At 45.1% G+C, this 23515-nt stretch carries 23 protein-coding genes; 9 read left to right on the plus strand and 14 right to left on the minus strand.

What is annotated here, in order from left to right; translation table 11 throughout:
* Nucleotides 1-34: 34 nt before the first annotated feature.
* The 7 genes from QTN94_RS02790 to QTN94_RS02820 all read right to left on the minus strand — a co-directional run bounded on the left by QTN94_RS02790 (nt 35) and on the right by QTN94_RS02820 (nt 7044).
* Nucleotides 35-916, minus strand: a complete 882-nt coding sequence (locus QTN94_RS02790; RefSeq protein ID WP_331416625.1) for a DUF2861 family protein — start codon at nt 914-916, stop codon at nt 35-37.
* Nucleotides 916-1575 carry a response regulator transcription factor VxrB gene (vxrB, locus tag QTN94_RS02795; RefSeq protein WP_138970607.1) on the minus strand — a complete coding sequence of 220 codons (660 nt, stop codon included), beginning with the start codon at nt 1573-1575 and terminating at the stop codon, nt 916-918. The genes QTN94_RS02790 and vxrB overlap by 1 nt, the downstream gene beginning before the upstream one ends.
* On the minus strand, nt 1550-3013 hold the full coding sequence (gene vxrA / locus QTN94_RS02800; RefSeq protein WP_443088776.1) for a sensor histidine kinase VxrA: 1464 nt from the start codon (nt 3011-3013) through the stop codon (nt 1550-1552). Before vxrA ends, vxrB begins: the two co-directional genes overlap by 26 nt.
* A gap of 126 nt (nt 3014-3139) precedes the next feature.
* Complete coding sequence (gene pntB, locus QTN94_RS02805; protein ID WP_138970609.1) at nt 3140-4516, minus strand: Re/Si-specific NAD(P)(+) transhydrogenase subunit beta; 1377 nt, start codon at nt 4514-4516, stop codon at nt 3140-3142.
* Between the two features lie 13 nt (nt 4517-4529).
* On the minus strand, nt 4530-6080 hold the full coding sequence (locus QTN94_RS02810; protein ID WP_331426782.1) for a Re/Si-specific NAD(P)(+) transhydrogenase subunit alpha: 1551 nt from the start codon (nt 6078-6080) through the stop codon (nt 4530-4532).
* A 301-nt stretch (nt 6081-6381) separates the two neighbouring features.
* The gene (locus QTN94_RS02815; protein ID WP_138970611.1) at nt 6382-6660 is read right to left on the minus strand and encodes an HlyU family transcriptional regulator; all 279 of its coding nucleotides are present in this window, start codon (nt 6658-6660) and stop codon (nt 6382-6384) included.
* 18 nt (nt 6661-6678) lie between these two features.
* Nucleotides 6679-7044, minus strand: a complete 366-nt coding sequence (locus QTN94_RS02820) for a late competence development ComFB family protein (protein WP_138970612.1) — start codon at nt 7042-7044, stop codon at nt 6679-6681.
* 222 nt (nt 7045-7266) lie between these two features.
* Between QTN94_RS02820 and QTN94_RS02825 the strand changes: the two genes are divergently transcribed.
* The gene (locus QTN94_RS02825) at nt 7267-8502 is read left to right on the plus strand and encodes a GGDEF domain-containing protein (RefSeq protein WP_331426784.1); all 1236 of its coding nucleotides are present in this window, start codon (nt 7267-7269) and stop codon (nt 8500-8502) included.
* Between the two features lie 8 nt (nt 8503-8510).
* Here the strand turns inward: QTN94_RS02825 and QTN94_RS02830 are convergent, their stop codons facing one another.
* Both QTN94_RS02830 and QTN94_RS02835 read right to left on the minus strand, forming a co-directional pair.
* Complete coding sequence (locus QTN94_RS02830) at nt 8511-9500, minus strand: Solitary outer membrane autotransporter beta-barrel domain (protein WP_331426785.1); 990 nt, start codon at nt 9498-9500, stop codon at nt 8511-8513.
* Between the two features lie 77 nt (nt 9501-9577).
* On the minus strand, nt 9578-10510 hold the full coding sequence (locus tag QTN94_RS02835) for a GGDEF domain-containing response regulator (RefSeq protein WP_331426786.1): 933 nt from the start codon (nt 10508-10510) through the stop codon (nt 9578-9580).
* A gap of 214 nt (nt 10511-10724) precedes the next feature.
* Here QTN94_RS02835 and QTN94_RS02840 point away from each other — a divergent pair, with 214 nt between their 5' ends.
* Nucleotides 10725-11162: a DUF3069 domain-containing protein gene (locus tag QTN94_RS02840; RefSeq protein ID WP_138970615.1), complete on the plus strand. Its 438-nt coding sequence runs from the start codon at nt 10725-10727 to the stop codon at nt 11160-11162.
* Between the two features lie 34 nt (nt 11163-11196).
* On the opposite strand, the gene modC is transcribed toward QTN94_RS02840, so the two are convergent.
* The 4 genes from modC to QTN94_RS02860 are packed head-to-tail and all read right to left on the minus strand — an operon-like array spanning nt 11197 to nt 15229.
* Nucleotides 11197-12300, minus strand: coding sequence for a molybdenum ABC transporter ATP-binding protein ModC (gene modC / locus QTN94_RS02845; protein WP_331426787.1), 1104 nt, complete (start codon nt 12298-12300; stop codon nt 11197-11199).
* On the minus strand, nt 12297-12995 hold the full coding sequence (gene modB, locus QTN94_RS02850; RefSeq protein ID WP_331426808.1) for a molybdate ABC transporter permease subunit: 699 nt from the start codon (nt 12993-12995) through the stop codon (nt 12297-12299). The genes modC and modB overlap by 4 nt, the downstream gene beginning before the upstream one ends.
* A 3-nt stretch (nt 12996-12998) precedes the next feature.
* Nucleotides 12999-13766 carry a molybdate ABC transporter substrate-binding protein gene (modA, locus tag QTN94_RS02855; protein ID WP_331426788.1) on the minus strand — a complete coding sequence of 256 codons (768 nt, stop codon included), beginning with the start codon at nt 13764-13766 and terminating at the stop codon, nt 12999-13001.
* Nucleotides 13766-15229, minus strand: a complete 1464-nt coding sequence (locus QTN94_RS02860; RefSeq protein WP_331426789.1) for a cobyric acid synthase — start codon at nt 15227-15229, stop codon at nt 13766-13768. Before QTN94_RS02860 ends, modA begins: the two co-directional genes overlap by 1 nt.
* A gap of 167 nt (nt 15230-15396) precedes the next feature.
* On the opposite strand from QTN94_RS02860, the gene QTN94_RS02865 reads away from it, so the two are divergent.
* Complete coding sequence (locus QTN94_RS02865) at nt 15397-15771, plus strand: YgiW/YdeI family stress tolerance OB fold protein (RefSeq protein WP_331426790.1); 375 nt, start codon at nt 15397-15399, stop codon at nt 15769-15771.
* A gap of 95 nt (nt 15772-15866) precedes the next feature.
* Entirely contained in the window at nt 15867-16385 is a 519-nt protein-coding gene (locus QTN94_RS02870) for a hypothetical protein (protein WP_269378452.1), read from the plus strand.
* 69 nt (nt 16386-16454) lie between these two features.
* On the opposite strand, the gene cra is transcribed toward QTN94_RS02870, so the two are convergent.
* Entirely contained in the window at nt 16455-17432 is a 978-nt protein-coding gene (gene cra, locus QTN94_RS02875) for a catabolite repressor/activator (RefSeq protein ID WP_443088777.1), read from the minus strand.
* Between the two features lie 315 nt (nt 17433-17747).
* Here cra and fruB point away from each other — a divergent pair, with 315 nt between their 5' ends.
* The 5 genes from fruB (at nt 17748) to glgC (ending at nt 23511) form a co-directional block, all read left to right on the plus strand.
* Nucleotides 17748-18881 carry a fused PTS fructose transporter subunit IIA/HPr protein gene (gene fruB / locus QTN94_RS02880; RefSeq protein ID WP_331426792.1) on the plus strand — a complete coding sequence of 378 codons (1134 nt, stop codon included), beginning with the start codon at nt 17748-17750 and terminating at the stop codon, nt 18879-18881.
* 9 nt (nt 18882-18890) lie between these two features.
* Nucleotides 18891-19865: a 1-phosphofructokinase gene (gene pfkB / locus QTN94_RS02885; RefSeq protein ID WP_331416638.1), complete on the plus strand. Its 975-nt coding sequence runs from the start codon at nt 18891-18893 to the stop codon at nt 19863-19865.
* A 19-nt stretch (nt 19866-19884) separates the two neighbouring features.
* Nucleotides 19885-21621 (plus strand): PTS fructose transporter subunit IIBC, encoded by a 1737-nt coding sequence (fruA, locus tag QTN94_RS02890; protein WP_331426793.1) that lies wholly within the window; start codon nt 19885-19887, stop codon nt 21619-21621.
* Nucleotides 21622-21915: 294 nt separating this feature from the next.
* Nucleotides 21916-22143, plus strand: coding sequence for a hypothetical protein (locus tag QTN94_RS02895; RefSeq protein WP_331426794.1), 228 nt, complete (start codon nt 21916-21918; stop codon nt 22141-22143).
* A gap of 153 nt (nt 22144-22296) precedes the next feature.
* Entirely contained in the window at nt 22297-23511 is a 1215-nt protein-coding gene (gene glgC, locus QTN94_RS02900) for a glucose-1-phosphate adenylyltransferase (protein ID WP_331426795.1), read from the plus strand.
* Nucleotides 23512-23515: the final 4 nt, after the last annotated feature.

Raw genomic sequence — 23515 nt, forward strand, 5'->3', positions numbered from 1 at the left:
GTGTTTATAGCGACCTATTGTCTATCAACTTTAATTATTCCTCTACTGAAACATCATACGTTTTGCTAATTATTTGTGATTGTTCAACAATTATCGGCCCTTGCCAACGTTGATGACTAATTGCGACCGCTAAAACATAGCGTCCTGGTTCGATTCCAATGTTGCCGAGTGAAGTTGGATAATCTGCATCAACGGTTTGTCCCCAAACACGAACATAATTGCCATCGACATAGTCATAGACCGATGTATCCAGCTTAGGCAGTGGGCAATGTGGATTGAGTAAAGCGTTACGCTCTACTTTCCATTGGGCTTTGGCATTCCAGCGCACTGAGACTGACGCTTTCGGTTCCCCAAGAATTAGCCACGAACTCCAAGATGTCTGATCTGCGGCTGTGACATCAATTCGATATAATCCCATGGTGACGCGACTATTTAGATTGTATCGTTTGGTGTAAACCTTAGTTCCGACTTCGTTGTCTTTTGGGGTTGCTTCCGTAAAAGTATTGTCTGTCGAAATTGGCTTAGACACCCAACGCGTTAAAGAAATGTCTTTGATCTCTTTGCTGGCTTCGACCTCTACGATAGCACGGTATGCATCACGGCCAGGACTTTGAATATCTGTCCGACGTACGATGACATTATTGACCCATTGAGGTAACGATTTATTGTCGAGTGTTTTACCACAATCTATTTCTAGTGACTGAAGTAAAAGGTCATTTAGATGAGGTGTGATAGAGCGATTCTGTTCCAGTTGCCAAACTTCTACTAGAGACGAAAACATAGACGGAAGATCGTCATTAAGCAGATGCTTATGCGCCTGCGTTAATGGTGAATTGCTTTCGAACCAAGGTACTTGTAGGGCTGAAAGCGGTGCACTGACCAATAGTGCACCGAGTAATAGGCTTGGTTTAACCATTAGGCTTTCATTTTGTATCCAACGCCACGAAGCGTTTCAATCTCTAAACCTGGTAACTTTTGGCGCAGCTGCAACACGTGTGTGTCTACAGTACGAGTTGTTGGGAAATGATTGTATCCCCAAACATGGTCTAGTAGTTCGTCACGGGTAAACACTCGGCCTAGATTGCTTGCCAAAAAGAGCAGCAAATCGAACTCAGTACGCGTTAACGTAATCGATTCGTCTCGGTAGAAAACTTCACGAGTTGCCTTATCGATGATCAGATGCTCTGTAACCACTTTAGTGTCGTCGAAAGAATCCCCTTCAGGTGCACGCAGTTGCGCTCGAATACGGGCAAATAATTCCGCTTCGGCAAAAGGTTTGGTCAAATAATCGTTCGCACCTGCGTCTAAACCCATCACTTTGTCTTTAACCGTCACTAGTGCAGTCAGTAGGATAACGGGTACATCTTTCAGCTTTTTCCATTCTACAAGGTGGTCAACTGAGTCACCATCAGGTAACTGACGATCAAGGATGACAAGATCCGCTTTTTCCCAGTACTGAGTGACGTCAGCAATTGTTTCTGAGTGGAAACATTCGTATCCCGCTTGTTCAAGGCTGACTAGCAGGCCATCAGCTAAGTTTTTGTCATCTTCAACGAGAAGCAGTGTCTGTTTCACAAGGTATCTCCAAAATAAACGTTGTTGGTGGACCAACTAGCGACATTTTTCCGCCCATCCTTCCAACCATAGATTCTACAATGGTTAAGCCTAATCCTAGGCCACTTTTACTTACAAACGGCTTTCGAAGTTGACGCCAATCTTTAGCAGACAACTCGCCCTGATCCATCACTTTAACCGTAATTTTTTGTTTCGCTGTTGTCACATCGACAACAACGGGTGCAACACCATACTTAACCGCATTGCGTATTAAATTGTCTATACAGGTTCCTAACCAATATACATTGAGTTTGGCCGCCACGTCTTGGTTTATGACAAATTTGACGTTGCTATTAAACTCTTCTTCAACTTTAAATTCTAACCACTCTCCAACCGATGGTACCCAGTCTGTTGCAAGAGGTTTGTTATCAGATTGCAAGTAATCTTTACTCGCTTCAGCAAGCTGACGTAAACGTCGTGAATCTTCACATAAACGGCGAAACTCGTCGTAGACAGTTTCGGGTAGCTTTTCAAATTCACGGCGAAAGCCTTCGACCGTTAACGACAAACTGGCGATCGGTGTACGCAGCTCATGAGTCAGAATTTGCAAAATGAGCATTCTGCTCTTCATCTCTTGTCGTTTTGTATTCCAGCGATAAACAGACCAGCCCATCACCAACAAAATGTTGGCAATGACTAAAACCACCATACTAATGCGTAAAACATCAGAGTGATCTTCAACTTCCCAACACAAATTACCGCGTTGAACAAAACAACTTGCGCTCGAGTCTCTTAAATTAAATGTAACCCCTGCCGTTTCGATGTTCTTTCGCCATACGCTCTCCGGAAACACGAGATAATTATCATTTTGGCGTAACCATAGCTCATTACGCTCAACGAACATGCTCGAACCAGAAATCAAAGCAAGGACGGCATCTTCGTTCATTCGCTGTAAACGCCCCAGTAAGGTCGTATCCGGAGCGAGTTCGCGCTCCTGAATATGCATGTACTGTTGTAAATTCTCCAACTGGTCAGGATGCCCCAACACATAACGACTAGCATATGTGCCGCCGCCCGGATGAATCAACGCACTGCGAGCAAACCATTTTTCGCTCAATTGAGTTCCCTTACACATCGCTCTCGTAAACACCAGTGGTTCGGTGATTAAAGGGCTAAGTGGAAGTTTACCTGTACAGTTTTGTGCAAGGTTATAGAGACGTTGAACATCTCGCAGTGGATACGTGGCGGTCTGAGGCAGCATAGATTCAGGCGTGAGCAAACGTGTGGGATAGTCAGACTGCAAACTACGAATATCGTAAGACACCGTCGCCTGCGACTCATCAAATAGATCCACAAATCTGTCAATGCGCTCTGGCAGCGACTCAGCGTATACACCACCCGACTGTAATAACAGGCCAATTATCGCTGCTTTTAGTATCGTCTTTATCAATGCAAAAATTTAATAAATCAGTAGGTTAGATTTAGAGTAAAACATTATGACAAAAATACAAAATCTAAATGTGATATCCATATCATAAATAACAAAAGCCAGCATATTGCTGGCCTTTATATTGAAGTGTTGAGCTTATAGTGCTTTAGAGATTGCGTCTACGCTCTCTTTCGCATCACCAAACAACATCTGGGTATTTTCTTTGAAGAACAGTGGGTTTTGAACGCCTGCATAACCTGTGTTCATAGAGCGTTTGAATACGATAACATTTTGCGCATTCCATACTTCCAGTACAGGCATGCCTGCAATCGGGCTGTTTGGATCTTCAAGCGCAGCAGGGTTAACCGTATCGTTTGCACCAATCACCAATACTGTATCGGTTTGAGGGAAGTCGTCATTGATTTCGTCCATCTCTAACACGATGTCGTAAGGTACTTTAGCTTCGGCAAGTAACACGTTCATATGACCAGGCAGACGACCTGCAACTGGGTGGATACCAAAGCGAACTTCAACGCCTTGCGCACGTAGCTTCTCAGTGATTTCATGCACTGGGTACTGCGCTTGTGCTACCGCCATACCATATCCTGGAGTGATAATAACTGACTTCGAGTTCTTCAGCATATCCGCCACTTCTTCAGCCGACGTTTCACGGTGTTCGCCCTGCTCTTCGTCGGAAGAGATAACCACTTCTTGACCGAAGCCACCAGCAATAACGCTGATAAATGAACGGTTCATTGCTTTACACATGATGTAAGACAGAATGGCCCCCGAAGAGCCAACAAGCGCACCTGTTACGATCAAAAGATCGTTCGCTAACATAAAGCCCGCTGCCGCTGCTGCCCAACCTGAGTAAGAGTTCAGCATTGAAACAACAACTGGCATATCGGCACCACCGATTGAAGCGACCAAGTGATAACCAAATGCAAACGCAATTAGAGTCATCACGATAAGCGCAAACATGCTGCCATCAGCATTAACGAAATGAACCAAAAGCAACGTTGAAACAACGATCGCTGCAAGATTCATTTTGTGTTTATGCGGTAGATTTAGTGGCGAAGATGAGATAATGCCACGTAGCTTACCAAACGCAACCACCGAACCTGTAAAGGTAACCGCACCAATGAACACACCTAGGAAAACTTCCACAAGGTGAATGACATGCTCTGCGTGAGTTGCTGACTCCGGTGCATCAAGATAGCTGTTAAAACCAACAAGAACCGCCGCCATACCAACAAAGCTATGTAGAATCGCAACCAATTCTGGCATCTCGGTCATTTCTACTTTCTTCGCGAAATGGATACCAATGCCACCACCAATTACCATAGCGATGATGATCCAAACTAGACCTTGAGAGTCTGGACCAAAGATCGTCGCGATCAACGCGATCGTCATACCTGCGATACCATAGTAGTTCCCTGATCTCGCAGACTCCTGCTTAGACAATCCGGCTAAGCTCAAAATAAAGAATAATGCAGCAACAATATAAGCTGCTTGTACTAATCCTGCAGACATTCCCTGTTACTCCTTAATCTTTACGGAACATTTCAAGCATGCGCTTGGTAACGGTGAATCCACCGAAGATGTTGATACTCGCTATCAGTACTGCGATAAACGAAAGGAATGATACGACACCATTGCCCTGACCGATTTGCAGTAACGCGCCAACAACGATAATACCGGAAATCGCATTCGTTACTGACATAAGCGGAGTGTGGAGTGCATGGGTAACATTCCATACCACGTAGTAACCTACTACGCACGCAAGCACGAACACGGTAAAGTGAGATAGAAACGCCGCTGGAGCGACAGACGCGATCCAAGCAAATGCACCTACCGCAGCAACCAAGCCTGCCATTTTCTTAACTGGTGAAACTGGCTCTTCGACTTTAGGTTGTGGTTTCGCTTTCGGTTGCGCTGCTTTTTGCTCAGGTTGCGCTGAAACTTGAATGGGTGGTGCAGGCCAAGTAACTTCACCTTCCTTAATAACGGTGACACCACGAAGTACAACATCTTCAAAATCGATGTTAATGTTGCCATCTTTTTCTTTAGCCAGCAGTTTAAGCAGGTTTACGATGTTCGTAGCGTAAAGTTGCGAAGACTGGGTAGGAAGACGACCGACCATATCGGTGTAGCCTACGACCTTAACGCCATTTGCTGTTGTGATGACTTTGTCTGCAACTGTGTATTCACAGTTACCACCGTTAGCTGCTGCTAAGTCCACGATCACGCTACCTGCTTTCATGCTATCTACCATCTCTTTGGTAATTAGCTTAGGTGCAGGACGACCAGGAATTAACGCTGTAGTAATGATGATATCAACATCTTTCGCCTGTTCAGCGTAAAGTTCAGCCGCTTTCTTGTTGAACTCATCCGACATTTCTTTGGCGTAACCATCGCCAGATCCCGAGTCCTCTTTAAAGTCGACTTCTAGGAACTCAGCACCCATTGATTGGACTTGTTCTTTAACTTCAGGACGAACATCAAAAGCGCGTACAATCGCACCGAGACTGCCAGCCGCACCGATAGCCGCAAGACCAGCAACACCCGCCCCCGCAACGAGTACTTTCGCTGGTGGAACCTTACCTGCGGCAGTAATCTGACCGGTAAAGAATCGACCAAACTCATGCGCAGCTTCAACGACCGCACGATAACCAGCAATGTTCGCCATGGAAGACAGCGCATCAAGGGCTTGTGCTCTTGAGATACGCGGCACAGCGTCCATCGCCATTACGTTAATATTTTTGCTTGAAAGCTTTTCCATTAACTCTGGGTTCTGTGCTGGCCAGATAAAACTGATTAAGCTTGCACCATCTTTTAGCAGTGCAATTTCATCATTCTTTTCATCTGAAAGAGGCGCATTGACCTTTAAGATCAAATCCGACTCCCAAACCTGCTCGGTAGAAACGATTTTCGCTCCCGCCGCTTCAAAAGAAGCGTCATCGAAACTCGCGAGTTCACCTGCCCCAGCCTCTACGTTAACTTCGAAGCCTAATTTTAATAACTGCTCGACCGATTTCGGCGAGGCAGCCACTCGCGTTTCACCCGCGAGTATTTCTTTTGGCACACCAATTTGCATTAGCTATTCCTTGACTATCAGCAACAATGATTGTTCTGTTTTTATCCAACGAATTTAGATACTTCAAGCATTTTGTAACAAAAACACAAAATATCATTACATATAACCGTTGGGAATGAATAAACTAGCTGGTTAGATCGTTCAGTAATATGCCACAGTTCAGGTCAGAAAAAGCCTAACCAGTTGGGAAAAATTACCGTTAAAACAACCGATTATGTAGCATCTAAATACTAAAAAGAGCCATCAGCATAACGACTAATGACTCTCAAGTTTATGATGCTTATCAATTTGCGATAGGATCTTATTGGAAAATGTTGTCGCCCATTTGATCAATGAACATTTGTGCTTTCTTCAACATAAATTCGTTGGCATCGTTCGCAGTTGGCAAAACGTCCGAGCGAATAAAACGGTGTGATTTTATCTCTTCACCAAACTGCTTGGTGATTCGCCCTGCTATCCGGTATTGACCACCCTCTGACTGCGCTTCTTGATAGATCAAATAACCCTTGTATTCAACAGGTTCTACGGCAACTTCTGGTTGCGCTTTCTGGCCCCCAAACAAGCGAGAAAAAAGTCCCACACACTACTCCTTGGTTAATTACTTAGCCTTGTGCAAAAGTGGTTTTTCGAACCACTCAAGTTCAATGTCATCATCAAATGCCTGTTTACTGAATATGACAGGCACTTCATCTTTCCTATTTTTACGTCGGTCGTCAACAATCATTGTCTTGGCGGCTTCAACCGCCACCGTCGCATATTGCTTTAACGTCACTAAACGTTCTTCAGCCAACGCCGACAAAAAATCGATGTCATGGCGAATATAGACTGGCCTCAATTGACTCAATGCTAAGCACGCTAGATCAGCCAACTGCTCATGATCAAAGTTATCAATATATTCTGGCTGGGCTAAGACTTGCCCGACCAAGTTTTCCATATAGTTATGTACGTCAACACTAATCTGCATATAACTTAACTCCCTTTAAGAGTTACCTATCCTAACATTGCTTACTTCATCGCGGCATGTGGTTTTCATTGTGATGCGTAATCAAACACCATTTTTTGAACACAATTCATACACGCCTTAGGTTTTCATAGATAAGTTTAGTAAAAAGCTTGGAAATTCATCAAATAAAAGTATTCTTAACGAGTTATTAATCAACAATTGTTTCTATTCAGGCTAGGTTTCATGTCGTTTTCCGTCGTCACTACAAATTGGTTCCGAATTGCGTTACCTCTGCTATTGCTGACGTTTATCGCCTTCGGCATGGACAATGTAGTGAGACTCACTCAAGCGAACCTTGGTTTCGTCACCAAAATGCCTTTTGTTTTGTTCGCAACGGCTATTTTGCTTGCCAATCCATTTAAACAAAGTCGCATCGCGATGACAGCGAGCGCCCTTGCAGTGGCTTACTGGTTGATCCAAAACCGTTTACAGTCGCCTCTGTCGTCTGGCACCACAATCTTAGAGCTTTCGCTGCTGGCTGCATTGCTACCTATCGCATTAGTTTTAGTGTTTAGTTACAAGGACAGCAATCTGTTTTCACACTCTTTTGCCATCTACTTGGTTAAGCTTGGCCTTTTTGTACTGTGGTGTTATCTCATTCTGACGCATTTCTATGACGGCGGCTTCGACGACATTAATGAAACTTTTTTGTTTGTGATCCCAACCGTTTCAAAGCTGCCGTTTATTCTCGTAGTCTATCTACTGGCTATGGTGCTGATATTTGCCATCTGTGTGCTGAGTCAAAATCGGATAATCGATGTCGTGCTCTATTCGTCAGCTTTGCTCGCGTCGACCACATTTGTTTTTTTCCATATTCCGCATATCTCGAGCACCATGTTCTCTATCGCTGGCATCTTGCTATTGGTTTACTTGTTGTCTGCCAGTTACGAATTGGCGTTTAAAGATACATTGACCGATATTCCTGGTCGCCTAGCGCTTGAGTCTGATTTACGCCATCTGGGCAGGCGTTACACCATTGCCATGCTGGACATCGACCATTTTAAGTCATTCAATGATACCTACGGGCACGATACAGGCGATGATGTACTTAAACTTGTTGCGAGTCGCTTACAGCTCGTTGGTGGACGTGCCAAGGTGTATCGCTATGGAGGTGAAGAGTTCACTGTCCTCTTCAAAGGAAAGCTGGCTGACGAAGCAAAAGATCATCTTGAACTGCTTAGAACCTCGATTGAGTCTTACGAAATGACCCTGCGCGATCAGGATTCTCGTCCAAAGAGTGACAAACTAGGTTCTAAAAAACGTGGGCCGAAAAAGAACGAAGAGAGCGTTAATGTGACCATCAGTATTGGTGTTGCAGACAGCAGCGAAGGCAAGGACGTCTACACGGTTATGAAGAGTGCAGACGAGGCTTTATACAAGGCCAAAAAGTCTGGACGAAATCAGGTCTGTCTCGCCTAGCGTAGCCGTCAATCTGCCTGATTAAAGAACAGTACAATGCTGCCCCCTTTGAGGTTACTCCCGTAATTGATATTCAGGCCGATTCCAACATTATCAATCCAATCCGATTCAAACGGTGGCGTCATTAACCAACCGACAGATCCTTCGTAATAGAATGAGGTACCAAGTGGTTTGCTGGTATCGCCACCAATATCTATTCGTCGAAAACTACTGTACATAGATTGAACTGAGCGCCCGAAACGGCTGACGTTGTAATAGGCTGCAATACCATTCGCGCTATACCACCCTTCAGGATTGCCGACTTCTCCAAAGTTAGCCTCTCCCCAACCTTGTCCATAAAAATAGTGGAAAGATGACGACCAATTCCAACTTCCCCATGTGGTGGTTTTGTTGTACTTAAATTCAACATGTGGCTCAACCGATAGCGCCCATGCATCAGTGTTAAAAATGACATTATCCAATGCGGGTTTTACGACATTATTCGAGAAATCACTGCGGTAATCGTGATTATTTCTAAAATATTGAAGATGTACGCCAACGCCTGGGGTCACTGTCCAAAAGTTTGTCAGCTGGTATTTATATCGGTAGGCAGTAAACGCACCTAACACAAACTCGTGCTGATAATCATCTCTATCCTGTTCCCGGATTTCGTAGTCTTGTCTCGAAGCAAGTACTGAGAACCGTGTAAAGATTTGGTGTTTATGAACCGCTTCATCGTCGCTAAGAACAAAGGTATATGGTAGCGCCGAAACCGCAATTTGCTGACGCAAAAGAACTGACTCCTGTGAGCCGATATCTTCGTTGTCGAGATTGAACCACTCGTTTGGATCAAAATCGTGGACACCGAAGGTAAAAACGTCACTATCAGTTAGCACGATAGCCGCTGAAAAAGCTTGTTCCAGATAGGCCTGATACGCTTGGCTTCCCTTCGCACACGCGAACGGTGACACAAGCACTAAAGGTAGGGATACATAGCGAGATAGCCGTGAAACAGACATCGAGACCTGAACTCAATTAGATCAGTAATAAGAATAAGTTAACGTCAAAGTTCCGGTTAGGCAATACGAACATTTGACTATTTTGAACACTTAAATTGATTACGCCCTGACACCTTAGCTTGGTAGAGTAACTTGTCGACGGAGTCGTAAAATTCGTCGATACTTTCACGACCGGTTGGAACTTTGCTGAATACACCCTGTGACACCGTCACGTAATTGGCAATATCACTGTATTCATGCGCTATTTGGGCATTTTCCAATGCATCTTTTATTCGTTGAGCATCGGTATGCGCTTTGTTTTCATCGCTATGGCCGAGAATAACAACAAATTCCTCACCACCATAACGACCTACGACTTCACCACTTCTTTCGAACAAACCGTTAAGGATCGAAGCAATAGTGACTAAGCAACGATCCCCTTCCAAGTGACCGTAGTTATCGTTGTAAAGCTTAAAGCGATCAACATCGAGTAATATCAAGCTCAATGGCAGTTCATGGCGTCCATGTAACATGATCATCTCTTGAAGCTCTGAATCGATACAGCGACGATTTTTAACTTTGGTCAAACCATCTTCTTGAACGAGTTGAGCGAGTTCTTGGTTGGCTTTGGCGAGCGCTGCGGTTTTCTGTTTCAGTTCACGACGCATAAAGGCAATGCGTTGCATCGCAACAAGCTTAGAATTTAGGACAATTTTATCAACGGGCTTAACGAGATAGTCATCACCACCAGCCTCAATGGCATTTGCGACCATGCTTGGCTCATCATGCCCACTAAGAAAGATGATGGGAACCCAGTCAGGATAGAGCTCCCGGATTTTGCGTGATACCTGAAAACCGTTCATGTCAGGCATAGAGATGTCTAAGAGAATCAATTCAGGTTCAAACTCTGGATAGAGCTCAAGTGCACGGCTACCAGAGTCAGCCATCTCGACCGTATGGCCAAGTTGCTTGAGACGAATTGCCAGTTGAATACGTTCCATCTGAACATCATCAACCAACAAAATCTTCATTGAAGAACCGTTTATTTCCACTCTATCAATATCCTAGTGCGGGTATCCGCTAATAAATCGTCAAATCTTCGTTTAAGCCGGAAAAACAATCAAGAAATCACACGCTTAATAAAAGCATACTCTACCACGGGTTATTCATCCATTGAAGGTTGACTTTTAGCGCCATTTTTTTACGATAGCGCGGTTACTAAATACATTTTAAGAGAAATCATACATGTCTGACGTTAATCAAACAGAACAACCAAAAGTAGACTTAGCAGAAGTATCAGCAGAACTTCGTCAAGTAATTGAGTTTGACCAAGTTCCGGAAGCGATGCACTACATGGTGACGTCAATCCATGAAGTTTCTGAAGAAGCCGTTCGTGAATCTTGGAATGAGCTACCAAACAGCGCACAAAACGTTTTGGATAACTTTGAACAGTTTCATGCACTTGTTTCAGTAAGTCAGGCATTTGCTGGTCTTAATGTAATGGAAGAGTTTCCTTCATTAAACCTACCGAAAGAGATGACTGAAGAGCAAAAAGAAGAGTACCGTGCTCAACTGCTTGATCAAGTCCTTCACAACTGTGTGAAAGATATGGTCAAGCAAATTAAGAAAGCACGCCGTGACCCTATTCTAAAACGCGACTTTACTGACGTATTCGCGAAATAGTAGAGTTTAAAAACGCCGCTAAATGCGGCGTTTTTTAGTTCGATAGCACAATGTCTCTCTGAGTAACACTGACACCTTTGATTTGCGCATAAACGCTCATGCCTACGGTCAAGGCTAATTCATCTCTCGCCCAAGCGGTGATTGTGGCACCTAAATAACAGTTTTCAGCTAACTTTAACTGGATCGATACACTCTGTCGTTCTTGCCCACTTGAGTATGTTTCAATGCTGGCTATCGTCGCCAAAAAGATGTTGCGGATTGACGTTCGTTTCGGCTCTTCAAGCATCAATGACACGTCATTTGCCCTAACTTGTAGGCGAACAGGCGCCCCAATTGTTCCATCAACCTTTTGCACCCACAAATTGATATCTGGAGCAAGTTCGACCTTAGATAATGCGTATTGGGTATTATGCTCAATAAGGCGACCCTCGAACAATGAGCTTTGCTCTGAAAAGGACTGCCATGGCTTCATTACCTGTGAAGACCAGACTTGATCTATCGGTCCCGCTACCGCAATTGTCCCCTGTTCTACCACAACCAGATGATGCGCTAAACGCAAAACCTCGTTCAAGCTATGCGAGACATAGATAATCGGAATCTCAATGCTGAGGGCTAACTGTTCCAAATATGGCAACACCTCGCGTTTACGTGGTAAATCAAGGGATGCGAGTGGCTCATCCATCAATAGAATGCTCGGTTTAGACAATAGCGCACGACCTATGGCAACGCGCTGCTTCTCGCCCCCTGAAAGCTGGTGAGGATAACGATCAAGCAAGGTTCTGAGCGCTAAGAGTTGCACAACGTCATCAAAATGCACGGGATCTGCCGACTTAACTCCATAGGTAAGATTTCGGTTGACTTTAAAATGTGGGAACAACCGAGCATCTTGAAATACATAGCCAACGTTGCGTTTGTGAACCGGCTTATTAAAGCGCTTTGAGGAGTCAAACAGTGTTTCACCATTTATCACAATGCGACCTTGTGATGGCGTGGTTAGCCCAGCAATGACATTAATTAATGAGGTTTTACCCGCGCCAGAACGACCAAATATTGCGGTGATACCTTTCTCTGGTAAATGAATATCGATATCAAAATTGGCTTCGCCCAGTGACTGCTGGTAGCAAATTTCCAAACTCATAAGTTGCCCCCTAAGCGCTTAGCACCAACTCGGCTTAACCACTCGGAGGCAATCAGAGAACTCAGCGCGATTGCAATTGAGATAATGCATAAACGCATCGCTTCTGTTTCTGAACCAGGAGTCTCGATAAAGTTGTACATCGCCAGCGGGATAGTTTGCGTTTCGCCTGGGATATTCGATACAAAACTGATGGTAGCACCAAATTCACCAAGGCTGCGCGCAAAGGAGAGCATCGTCCCTGTAATTATCCCAGGAATCGTTAGCGGAAGAGTGATGGTGAAGAAGATCCTCACTGGTGAAGCGCCAAGCGTCGCCGCAGCTTGCTCCAACTTGACATCAACGCTCTCCAAACTCAAACGAATGGAACGCACCATCAATGGCAAAGCAACAACGATACACGCCAATACTGCCCCTTTCCAACTGAATGAAAAGACAATATCAAACTGTTGATATAGCCACTGACCGACAAACCCTTGTCTGCCCATAGAGATTAGCAACAGATAACCGATCACAACGGGCGGCAAAACCAGTGGCAGGTGCACCAAGCTATCGACAACGCTTTTGCCAACGAATTGTTTACGTGCAAGACCCCATGCTATACCAATACCCATTGGGATGAGCCAGAGAATGGCAAAAAATGCCACCTTGAGGCTGAGCAAAAGTGCCTGATATTCGTATTCTGTTAGCACATTCAGTTCCTATTGATGTTCGACTTCGAATCCATAGCGTTGCAAAACGTTACGCGCCTGTTGTGTTTTCATAAACTGCGCGAATGCCTCTACTTGCGGCTTAGCATTAAGTTGAGCCATGGGGTAGACAATCGGCGAGTGGCTCGATTCCGGGAGGCGAGCAATAATTTTAACCCCCTCACTCATTAACGCATCCGTTTTATAGACTATTCCCAAAGGCACTTCGTTACGCTCAACCAGCGCAAGTGCAATGCGAACGTTATTGGTCGGTGCAAGGGATCGCTCAACGGCGCTCCAGATACCGAGACTCTCTAGAGACTCTTTAGCATAGATGCCTGCTGGAACCGCGTTGGTCTGCCCTATGGCAATACGCCCTTTTTGAAGATAGTTAAGCCATGAGGCGCTATCATTGATGTCCAGCGAACCTTGGTGGTTAACCGGAGTGATGACGACGAGTTGATTTTGAGCAATATTGGTTACAACGTCACTATCAATAACCTTCTGTTCTATAAGGTAATTCATCCATTTTTCATTTGCCGCGATAAACACATCGGCGGGTGCTCCTTGGTGGATTTGTCGAGCGAGAGACGAGGTACCGGCGTAAACAGGAGTAGCCGAAATCGACGACTGTTTTTCAAACTCACTGACCAATTCGTTCACCGCGTTGGTCATGGATGAAGCCGCATAGATGCGGAGTTTGTCTTGTGCTTGTACTGACACGCTCGCGGATAGAAGTAAGCCCGCACCAAATGTTGTTAGGAGATTTTTTATTGTCATCACTTATACAGTTCAGGCCAAATTTGTTTGAGATCGAGATGTTGTTCAATTGCATCCGCAATTCGGTCAATCGCGCGTTGCTGATTCGCTTTGTGATCGACCTGTGCCACATTACCAGCGCCTGCCCAACGGAATATGGTGTCGGCCGCTTTTGGATCATCAAAGATACCATGTAAATAGCTACCAAACACTTGATTACAATCACTAATCGCTCCATCAGCCACTGATGAGTCCAATACGATTGGTGCGAAACCACACCTAGAAGTGATGCCCGCATGAATTTCATAACCGCTAACCGTCGCTGTTTGTCCACCTAAAGTCAGCGTTCCTTGGACATTCGTTAATGTCTTATGTGGCTTTAGCTCAGTATCGACCTGCAAATAACCAAGCCCAACACTTGAACCTGCCGTACTCTCGATACCAAGTGGGTCATGTACCCACTCACCCAGCATCTGATAGCCGCCACAGATCCCCATTACTTTACCGCCGAGACGTATATGGCGCTGGATATCACTATCCCAGCCTTGGCTACGCAAGTATTCCAAATCGCTGCGTACCGCTTTTGAACCGGGTAATATGACTAAGTCGGCATTGTCTATGCGCTGACCATTCATTACGTAGCGGAAGTTAATCTCAGGGTTTACCCTTAAAGCATCGAAATCAGTATGATTGCTGATGCGCGGCAAGATCGGGACAACAACATTTAAACGGCTCGTTTCTCCAGTCACTTGTTGCGCATTAATCGCATCTTCAGCCTCAAGATCAAAGCCGTGCAAATATGGCAAGACACCAATGACAGGTTTACCCGTTTTCTGTTCTAGCCAATCTAAACCTGATTGTAACAACGAAATATCACCCCGAAAGCGGTTAATTACAAAGCCTTTTACTCGTTGTTGCTCTGACTCCGATAGCAGTGCCAACGTTCCGTATAGGTGAGCGAAGACGCCACCGCGATCAATATCAGCGACAATGATCACAGGGACGTCGGCTTGCTCAGCAAATCCCATATTGGCAATGTCGTTTTCTCGAAGATTAATTTCTGCGGGGCTTCCGGCTCCCTCAATAAGCACTGTATCGTATTGTTGCTGAAGAATGGCAAACGACTCCATAACAATCGGTAAAGCCGTTTTCTTATAGCTCTGGTAACCGATCGCATCGACCGTGGTCGTCGCTTTGCCCTGAAAAATAATTTGCGCCCCAGTATCGCTTTGAGGTTTGAGTAACACAGGATTCATATGCACGCTTGATTCAATATTCGACGCTAACGCTTGCACCGCCTGTGCACGACCAATTTCACCGCCGTCCGGCGTTACTGCACTATTTAGTGCCATGTTTTGTGGTTTGAATGGCGCGACCTTGACGCCCTTTCTGGCGAGCACTCGGCATAAACCTGCCACAAGGACACTTTTACCGGCATCTGAGGTGGTTCCCTGAACCATAAGAGCTTTTGAATTGGACTGCATTTGTTTTATCAATCGTGGTTTAGCGTTGAGTCATAATAAACGTTTTTTAACTATTTCCTCAAAAAAATGAACGGAATATGAATCTCATACTCAGCAATGGTTCAAGAAGCGCCTGCTTTAATAGCATCATCGATTTGATACTACCTAGTTAAACAAGGAACACAAAAATGAAAAAAATGATTCTCGCAACGGCAGCCTCTCTAATCCTTGCTCCTACTTTTGCAATGGCAAACGATGGACACCACAAACAATCAAGCCGCGTTTCATACACCGGGCCTGTAGAAATCACCAGCGTTGATACCTTGCTTGCTGATACGAGCATGTTTACCGAGCGAAACGTGGTCGTCGAAGGTACATTGTTACGTCAAGTGAAAGGCGATACGTTTATCTTCTCTGACGGTAAAGGGGAGATTCAAGTGGAACTCGATGATGACATCATCATGACCCAACCAATTAACGAGACCACAAAAGTTCGTCTATTTGGTGAATATGAAGGTGGTAGAACCCCAGAAATTGAAGTGGATCATATCCAAATTCTATAATTAAATGAATTAGTCTCTCGATTAAGTTATTATTTGGCTTGCTTATAGCAAGCCATTTTTTTAGTAAATTTATTGTTGTTAGTCGGAGACTACATTTGAAAAAGATCATTTTGGCCAGTGCCTTAGCATTCGCAGGCATCAGTGGAAGCGCCCAAGCAAATAATTTCAATTACAACTTCTTCGAAGTCCGTACTGCGATTGGGCCTGAAATGACAGGTGCAGAATTCAGTACCTTCTTCACTGAAAACTCGCATTTTATACTCCGTGCCGATTCCCAATTCGATAAGGACTATGACTTAGCTGGCGGTATTGGCTTCAACGGCCCAATTAGTCAGTTTGCCGATGTTTACGGTCAGTTATTACTTCACCAAGTAAAGTTCACTAAAGAAGCTGGCGGTGAAAGTGAAACTCAAGCTGAAGTGAATATTGGTGTTCGTCTTTGGCTAACAGATCAAGTCGAAGCAACGGCAAGACTTGGCCGTAACGACGATTCATCCGTTGCTCATGCTGGCGTTCGTTTCCATTCGACTCAGCAACTTTCGCTTTCTGCTGAAACGCGTAATAACGGCTTATATGGCCCACAAATCACGATGTCAGTGCGTTTCCAGTACTAACCTTTCGATACGATTGCCAAAATAAGAACGCCCAGCTCAATGCTGGGCGTTCTATTTCGAGTCTTAGCGTTAGCGAACCACAATCTTTCTTGGCACCAGCTCAACCCCTGGCTGGTAACGCTTTGACGCGGCATTGAGGGCAAGTGCCATCGCGCTGTCAGCAATTAGCTCAAATTGCTGTGGCAATGAGTTAATTGGCATAGGAAGAAAATCAAGGAGACGATTGTCACCAAACGTAGCGATTTTAAGCTTACTTGCGAGTTCTGGTCGCTCTAACAGCACATCAAGAACCCCTTCAAGCAGAGTGTATGACGTAGTAACAATCGCATCGGGCAACTGACCACTATCACACCAGTCACTCAATACCTTTTTGCCATCCGCACGATTAAAGTGCTCACCATAGCCAATGGTGTACTGAGCCTGATGTTGTTTAATCGCCTTTTTGAATCCAAGTTCACGTTCGCGAGATATATTCAACTCAGGTAAGGCGCCAATAAGCCCGACCTTAGTGACACTGTCACTTAAAACAGACTTCGTCAATTCGAAAGCACCACCAAAGTCCTCACTGATCACGCAAGAAAAATGTTCGTCGTCTAAAGGACGGTCAAGTGCAATAACGGGAGTCCCTCGGTTCTGCAAGTCGATGTAATAATCGCTAGCTTCTGGTATGACACTAGCAACAAACAGCGCGTCCACTTTTCGACTCACTAACGCATGCACAACACTTTTTTCAGTTTCTGGATCATCATCAGAACATGCGATTAAAATCTGATAGCCCGCTGAGCGAGAATTTTGCTCCAAGAGTTTGGCTAAACGCGCATAACTGGAGTTTTCTAAATCAGGAATTATCAGGCCAAACGAACGGCTTTGCCCTGCTCTAAGCGTACTGGCCGCCAGATCTGGGCGATAGTTATGCTCATCGACCACAGCCATGACGTTACGCTGTGTTTTCTCACTAATTCTGTATTTTTGAGCCTTACCATTGATTACATAGCTGGCAGTGGTTTTCGAAACCCCTGCCAATTTGGCTATTTCATCCAGTGTCATATCACCAACCTTTGTTCTGTGCGCGAGATCATAATACTTCATAAAGGATCTCCCGATGAGTTGAATTATATGCTGAAACGATTCAGTATAAAAGCTGAAAGGATTCAGCAACACTCATAAAGTGAGCCAAATCACTCAAATATAGCGATAGTGAATGTAATAGGTTCCTTATAACTCAATCAGTTAGAGTAAAATGATGCTGAATCCACATATTTTTGTCTTTTTGCTGAATCGATTCAGCTGATGTCAGCAAAAAGCGAGTGACTTTTTGGGCACAATTGACCCTTTTAAAATCCTTAAGGCTGGAGAAGCGCCATGCTTAAGTTAGCAAATAGCGACATCACACTCGCTCAAGTAGCAAGTGACAAATTTCAAGCAATTCAAAACATCGCAGCAAGCCTCACCCAAGCAGGTCTTGTAGAACAAGGCTATGTTGAAGGCATGCTGAACCGAGAGAAGCAAAACTCGACATTTTTAGGTAACGGCATCGCGATTCCTCACGGGACTACTGATACACGATCAATGGTTAAAACAACAGGTGTTGCTGTCCACCACTTCCCTCAAGGCGTTGAATGGGGAGAAGGCAACAAAGTTCACCTAGCGATTGGTATTGCGGCTAAATCAGATGAACATCTCGGCATTCTTAAACAACTGACTAAAGTACTATCCGCGGATGGTGTAGAAGAGCGTCTACGCGATGCTAAAAGCGCACAAGAAATTATCGCGTTGCTCAATGGTGATGTTCAACTTGAGGCTGACTTCGACGCGTCATTAGTACAACTGCAGTTCCCTGCTAGCGACATGGTTCAGATGAGCGCTGTTGCTGCGGGTTTACTGAAAAACACTGGTTGCGCGGGTTCTGAGTTTGTTGCAGACATCGTATCAAAAAATCCTACGCACCTTGGTCAAGGTTTATGGTTAGTAGGTAGCAATAAGCAAGTCACACGAACTGGCGTATCGTTTGTTTCAACGGCAAACGACTGCGAGTTTGAAGGTCAAAAAGTACGCGCACTCGTTGCTTTTAGTGCATGTAATAGCGCCCATAAACCTATCCTTAACCAGCTTTCACAACTCGTATTCAACCAGCAGCAAAGTAAGCTAATCGACGCTTCTGTTGAACAAGTGCTGTCGCTGCTAACGGGTGAGTCTCAATCTTCATCGCACGTCGAAGAGACGAATAGTGCGGTATTTAAAATCAAAAACGCCCATGGCCTGCATGCACGTCCAGGCGCGATGTTGGTTGCAGAAGCTAAGAAATTTGAATCAAACATTCGTGTCGCAAACCTTGATGGTGATGGTAAAGAGGTCAACGCCAAGAGTCTGATGAAGGTTATCGCTTTAGGTGTTAAACATGGTCATCAACTCAAGTTTTCAGCTGAAGGTGCTGACGCATCAATGGCGTTGGAGTCCATCGGTAAAGCAATCGCTTCTGGCCTAGGTGAAGGCTAAGGAAACGGTATGAATCAAGTGAAAACTAACCGAGTGGTAACTATCACACTAAACCCTGCCCTAGATCTGACTGGCACACTAGACAGATTAAATACTGGTTCGGTAAGTCTTGTTGAAAAAAGCAACCTTCATGCGGCTGGTAAAGGCGTCAATGTTGCAAAAGTACTTAGCGACCTCGGGGCGAATGTCACTGTTACCGGTTTCCTCGGCAAAGACAACCCTGAACTCTTTCAACAACTATTTGATCAAATCGGTGTGGATAATCAGTTCATTGAAGTCGAAGGCGCGACACGTATCAACGTAAAACTTGTTGAATCCAGTGGTCAAGTCAGTGACATCAATTTTCCTGGCGTGCAAGTAACTCCTGCCGATGTGATGCGTTTTGAGCAAACCCTTTTCTCACTCGCTGAGACCCATGATTACTTTGTGTTAGCGGGTAGTTTGCCGGGTGGTGTAAGTGCAGAGCAATGTGCCACTTGGATCGAACAACTCCGCCAAAAAGGCAAGAAAGTTCTATTCGATAGCAGTAAATCTGCGCTTCGCGCAGGTATAGATGCGCGTCCTTGGCTAATCAAACCAAACGAAGAGGAGCTAGGTGATTTCATCGGCCAGCACCTCACTACACCAGAACAATGCCAAACGGCCGCTCAGACTCTCAGCGATAAGGGCATCGAAAACATCGTCGTCTCAATGGGAGCCGATGGTGTGATGTGGCTCAATCAGGGCCAGTGGCTTCGAGCTCAACCTCCGAGAATGAACGTGATTAGCACAGTCGGTGCAGGCGATACGCTTGTGGCTGGCTTGTGTTGGGGCCATATGCAATCAATGCAAAAACAAGAATTACTTCGCTTCGCAACTGCACTGTCAGCTCTGGCAGTTAGCCAAGTGGGCGTAGGACTAACCAGTGAGGAACAACTGGAAAACATCAAGCTGCAAACTGAAGTCAGCGAACTTTACCCTAATACGCACTTAGACAAACACTAAGGAACAGAAGGTTATCAGTATGAATATTGCTATTATTACAGCTTGTCCGAGCGGTGTTGCAAACAGCATCCTCGCGGCAGGACTATTAGAACAAGCAGCAGCGAAATTGGGCTGGAATGCAAAGATTGAATGCCAGTCAAGCGTGATTGAGCCAACCTTACTTAGCAGTGATGATATCGCGCAAGCCGATGCAATTATCATCGCGTCAAATACGCCTGTTGATACTACGCGCTTTGTAGGTAAAAAAGTTTACCAAGCCGAAATAAGCTCTGTGGTTAATGATGCAACCGCATTTTTGCAAACCGCACTCAACAATGCGCAAATCCTTTCACAGCCTACAACAGTGGGCGCGAGTTCAGACCATGTAGCGGCTGGTAAAAAAATCGTCGCTATTACCGCTTGTCCAACGGGTGTCGCTCACACTTTCATGGCCGCAGAAGCACTGGAAGAAGAAGGCAAACGCCGTGGTCACCAAATTAAAGTCGAAACTCGTGGTTCAGTGGGCGCAAAAAACCAATTAACCGACCAAGAAATTGCTGAAGCCGATTTGGTTATTATCGCTGCGGATATTGAGGTCCCCCTTGATCGCTTTAACGGTAAAATGATGTACCGCACCAAAACTGGGCCTGCACTGAAGAAAACATCGCAAGAAATGGATAATGCCTTTGAGCAAGCATCGATCTACCACCATTCAGGTAATGCGAATTCTTCTGCTGCTGATGATAAAAAAGGTGCCTACAAGCATTTGATGACGGGCGTATCGCATATGTTGCCTGTCGTGGTTGCTGGCGGTTTAATCATCGCCCTATCGTTCGTATTTGGTATCGAAGCATTTAAAGAAGAAGGCACTCTTGCCGCAGCCCTAATGACAATTGGTGGTGGCTCAGCATTTGCACTGATGATCCCTGTTTTAGCGGGTTATATCGCCTTCTCTATTGCTGACCGTCCTGGACTAGCCCCAGGCCTTGTCGGTGGTATGTTGGCAAGCTCTACTGGTGCTGGCTTCTTAGGTGGTATCGCAGCAGGTTTTATTGCAGGCTATGCCGCTAAGTTCCTAGCCGATAAAGTATCACTTCCTCAGTCGATGGAAGCACTTAAACCGATTTTGATCATCCCATTCGTTGCGACGCTATTTACTGGCTTGGTAATGATTTACATCGTCGGCGGCCCAGTTGCAGGAATCATGAACAGTCTGACTGATTTCCTCAACAACATGGGCTCAGACAGTGCCGTTCTGCTTGGTGTTCTACTTGGCGCAATGATGTGTTTTGACTTAGGTGGTCCAGTGAATAAAGCGGCGTACGCGTTTGGTGTTGGTCTACTTGCCTCACAAACTTATGCGCCTATGGCTGCGATTATGGCCGCGGGCATGGTTCCGGCTCTAGGCATGGGACTTGCGACTTTCGTTGCTAAGAATAAGTTTGACCAAAGTGAACGTGAAGCTGGTAAAGCCTCATTCGTACTCGGTCTATGCTTTATTTCTGAAGGTGCGATCCCGTTCGCGGCGAAGGATCCTATGCGTGTTATCCCAGCATGTATGGCAGGCGGCGCATTAACAGGTGCCCTATCTATGCTGTTTGGCGCAAAATTAATGGCACCACATGGCGGTCTATTCGTATTGCTAATTCCTAACGCGATTACTCCGGTTGTGATGTACCTTGTGGCGATCGCAGCAGGTACTGCGGTTACAGGTCTAGGTTACGCTTTCCTCAAAAACCGTACAGAATCAAAGCAAGCGACATCGGCAACGGCTTAACTCGATTCATTGCCTCCCCCCTTACTAGGCATAAGCACCTCACACGAGGTGCTTTTTTTGTTATGGGTTCAGTTAACAATCTACAATTCAATAACATAGTCATATGCAATTACATACTAATTGCATGCATATTTTGACCTGTACGCAGTGCGAATTTGTTGTATAGTGTGCGGTTTTTTTCATTAACTTAGCTTATGTCGTTAGTGCCTTTCCTCTATTTCTACTCACAATTCAACCAGTTAAATAGCAAAACTGAACAGTTTGTTAAACAGTTGAACCGGAATAAGCTTGAATATGCCCCATACCTCACTAAGAGAAGCTGAAGTGGTTGTAAGCCGACTCCGAACTGCGATCCATCTTGAAAGTGAACTCAAGGTAACAGTGAGCGCTGGCTTGACTGAAATATCTCACAGCTCTGAGCAATCATACAAACGAACAGACATCGCACTCTATGAGTCTAAGTCTTCTGGACGTAACCGTGTATCCATACTCCCTGCTTGTGAAGCTAGCACGATTGCTTGATTTTGGTGCATCTATTTGACCTATGATGCACCAATTCGTGACATTGATTTTGTAATCCATTTCTAACTTACTGATCTAACAGGCATCTTCTTCTTGGCTTAATTCTTGTACTACTCTCTATATCACCTTTACTGCACTAATATGGAGATTAGAATGCAAGACACTCTCACCGTTATACTCGCAGGGGGAATGGGTTCTCGACTTAGCCCACTCACGGATCACCGCGCTAAACCAGCTGTTCCTTTTGGTGGCAAGTACCGCATCATCGATTTCACGCTGACTAACTGTCTCCATTCAGGTTTGCGTAAAATTTTGGTGCTGACTCAATACAAATCGCATTCGCTGCATAAACACCTACGTGATGGCTGGTCGATTTTTAATCCTGAACTGGGTGAGTTTGTCACCGTTGTTCCCCCGCAAATGCGTGGCGGTGGTAAGTGGTACGAAGGCACGGCTGACGCGATTTATCACAATCTGTGGTTATTAGAGCGCAGCGATGCAAAGCATGTGATTGTGCTATCTGGCGATCATATCTATCGCATGGATTACGCTGAAATGCTTAAAGATCATATTGAGAATAATGCCGCGCTCACCATCGCTTGTATGGGAGTGCCAAGAAAAGATGCGTCTGCTTTTGGTGTCCTCTCAGCAAATCCCGATGGGCTGATTGACACATTCAGTGAAAAGCCTGCAAACCCTGACCCTATGCCAGGCGATCCTGATAAAAGTCTTGTCTCGATGGGTATCTACATTTTTGAGATGGAAACTTTGCAAAGAGTTCTAGAACAAGATGCAGCCAGTGAAAACTCGTCCCATGATTTTGGTAAGGACATCATCCCCAAACTGATCGATGAGCGTAAAGTCTATAGCTATAATTTCTGCTCTGATCGTGGACGTGTTGCAAAAGACTGTTACTGGCGTGACGTTGGCACCATCGATTCGTTTTATCAGGCCAATATGGATTTGCTTGAGCCTATACCTCCAATGAACCTGTATCAGCCAAGCTGGGGGATTCGTACCTACGAACCTCAGTTGCCCCCGGCTCGAACGGTCTCATCCGCTACTGGCAATGAAGGCATTTTCATCAATTCGATCATCGCCAATGGTGTGGTCAATTCTGGTGGTTCAGTGCAACATTCGATCATCTCATCCAATGTTCGCATTGATGATAGCGCAACCATTGTCGATAGCATTCTTTTTGATAGTGTTAAGGTCGGCAAGGGTTGTAGGTTGGTCAACTGCATCATCGATAAGCACGTCGTGATCCCCGACAATACAGAGATTGGTGTTGACCCAAAAGAAGACGCCAAGCGTTTCCAAATATCAGACAAGGGTATTGTGGTCGTTCCTGAAAGTTACAAATTTTAGTTAG

It is taken from the genome of Vibrio sp. M250220, from assembly GCF_036533795.1.
Classification (GTDB): domain Bacteria; phylum Pseudomonadota; class Gammaproteobacteria; order Enterobacterales; family Vibrionaceae; genus Vibrio.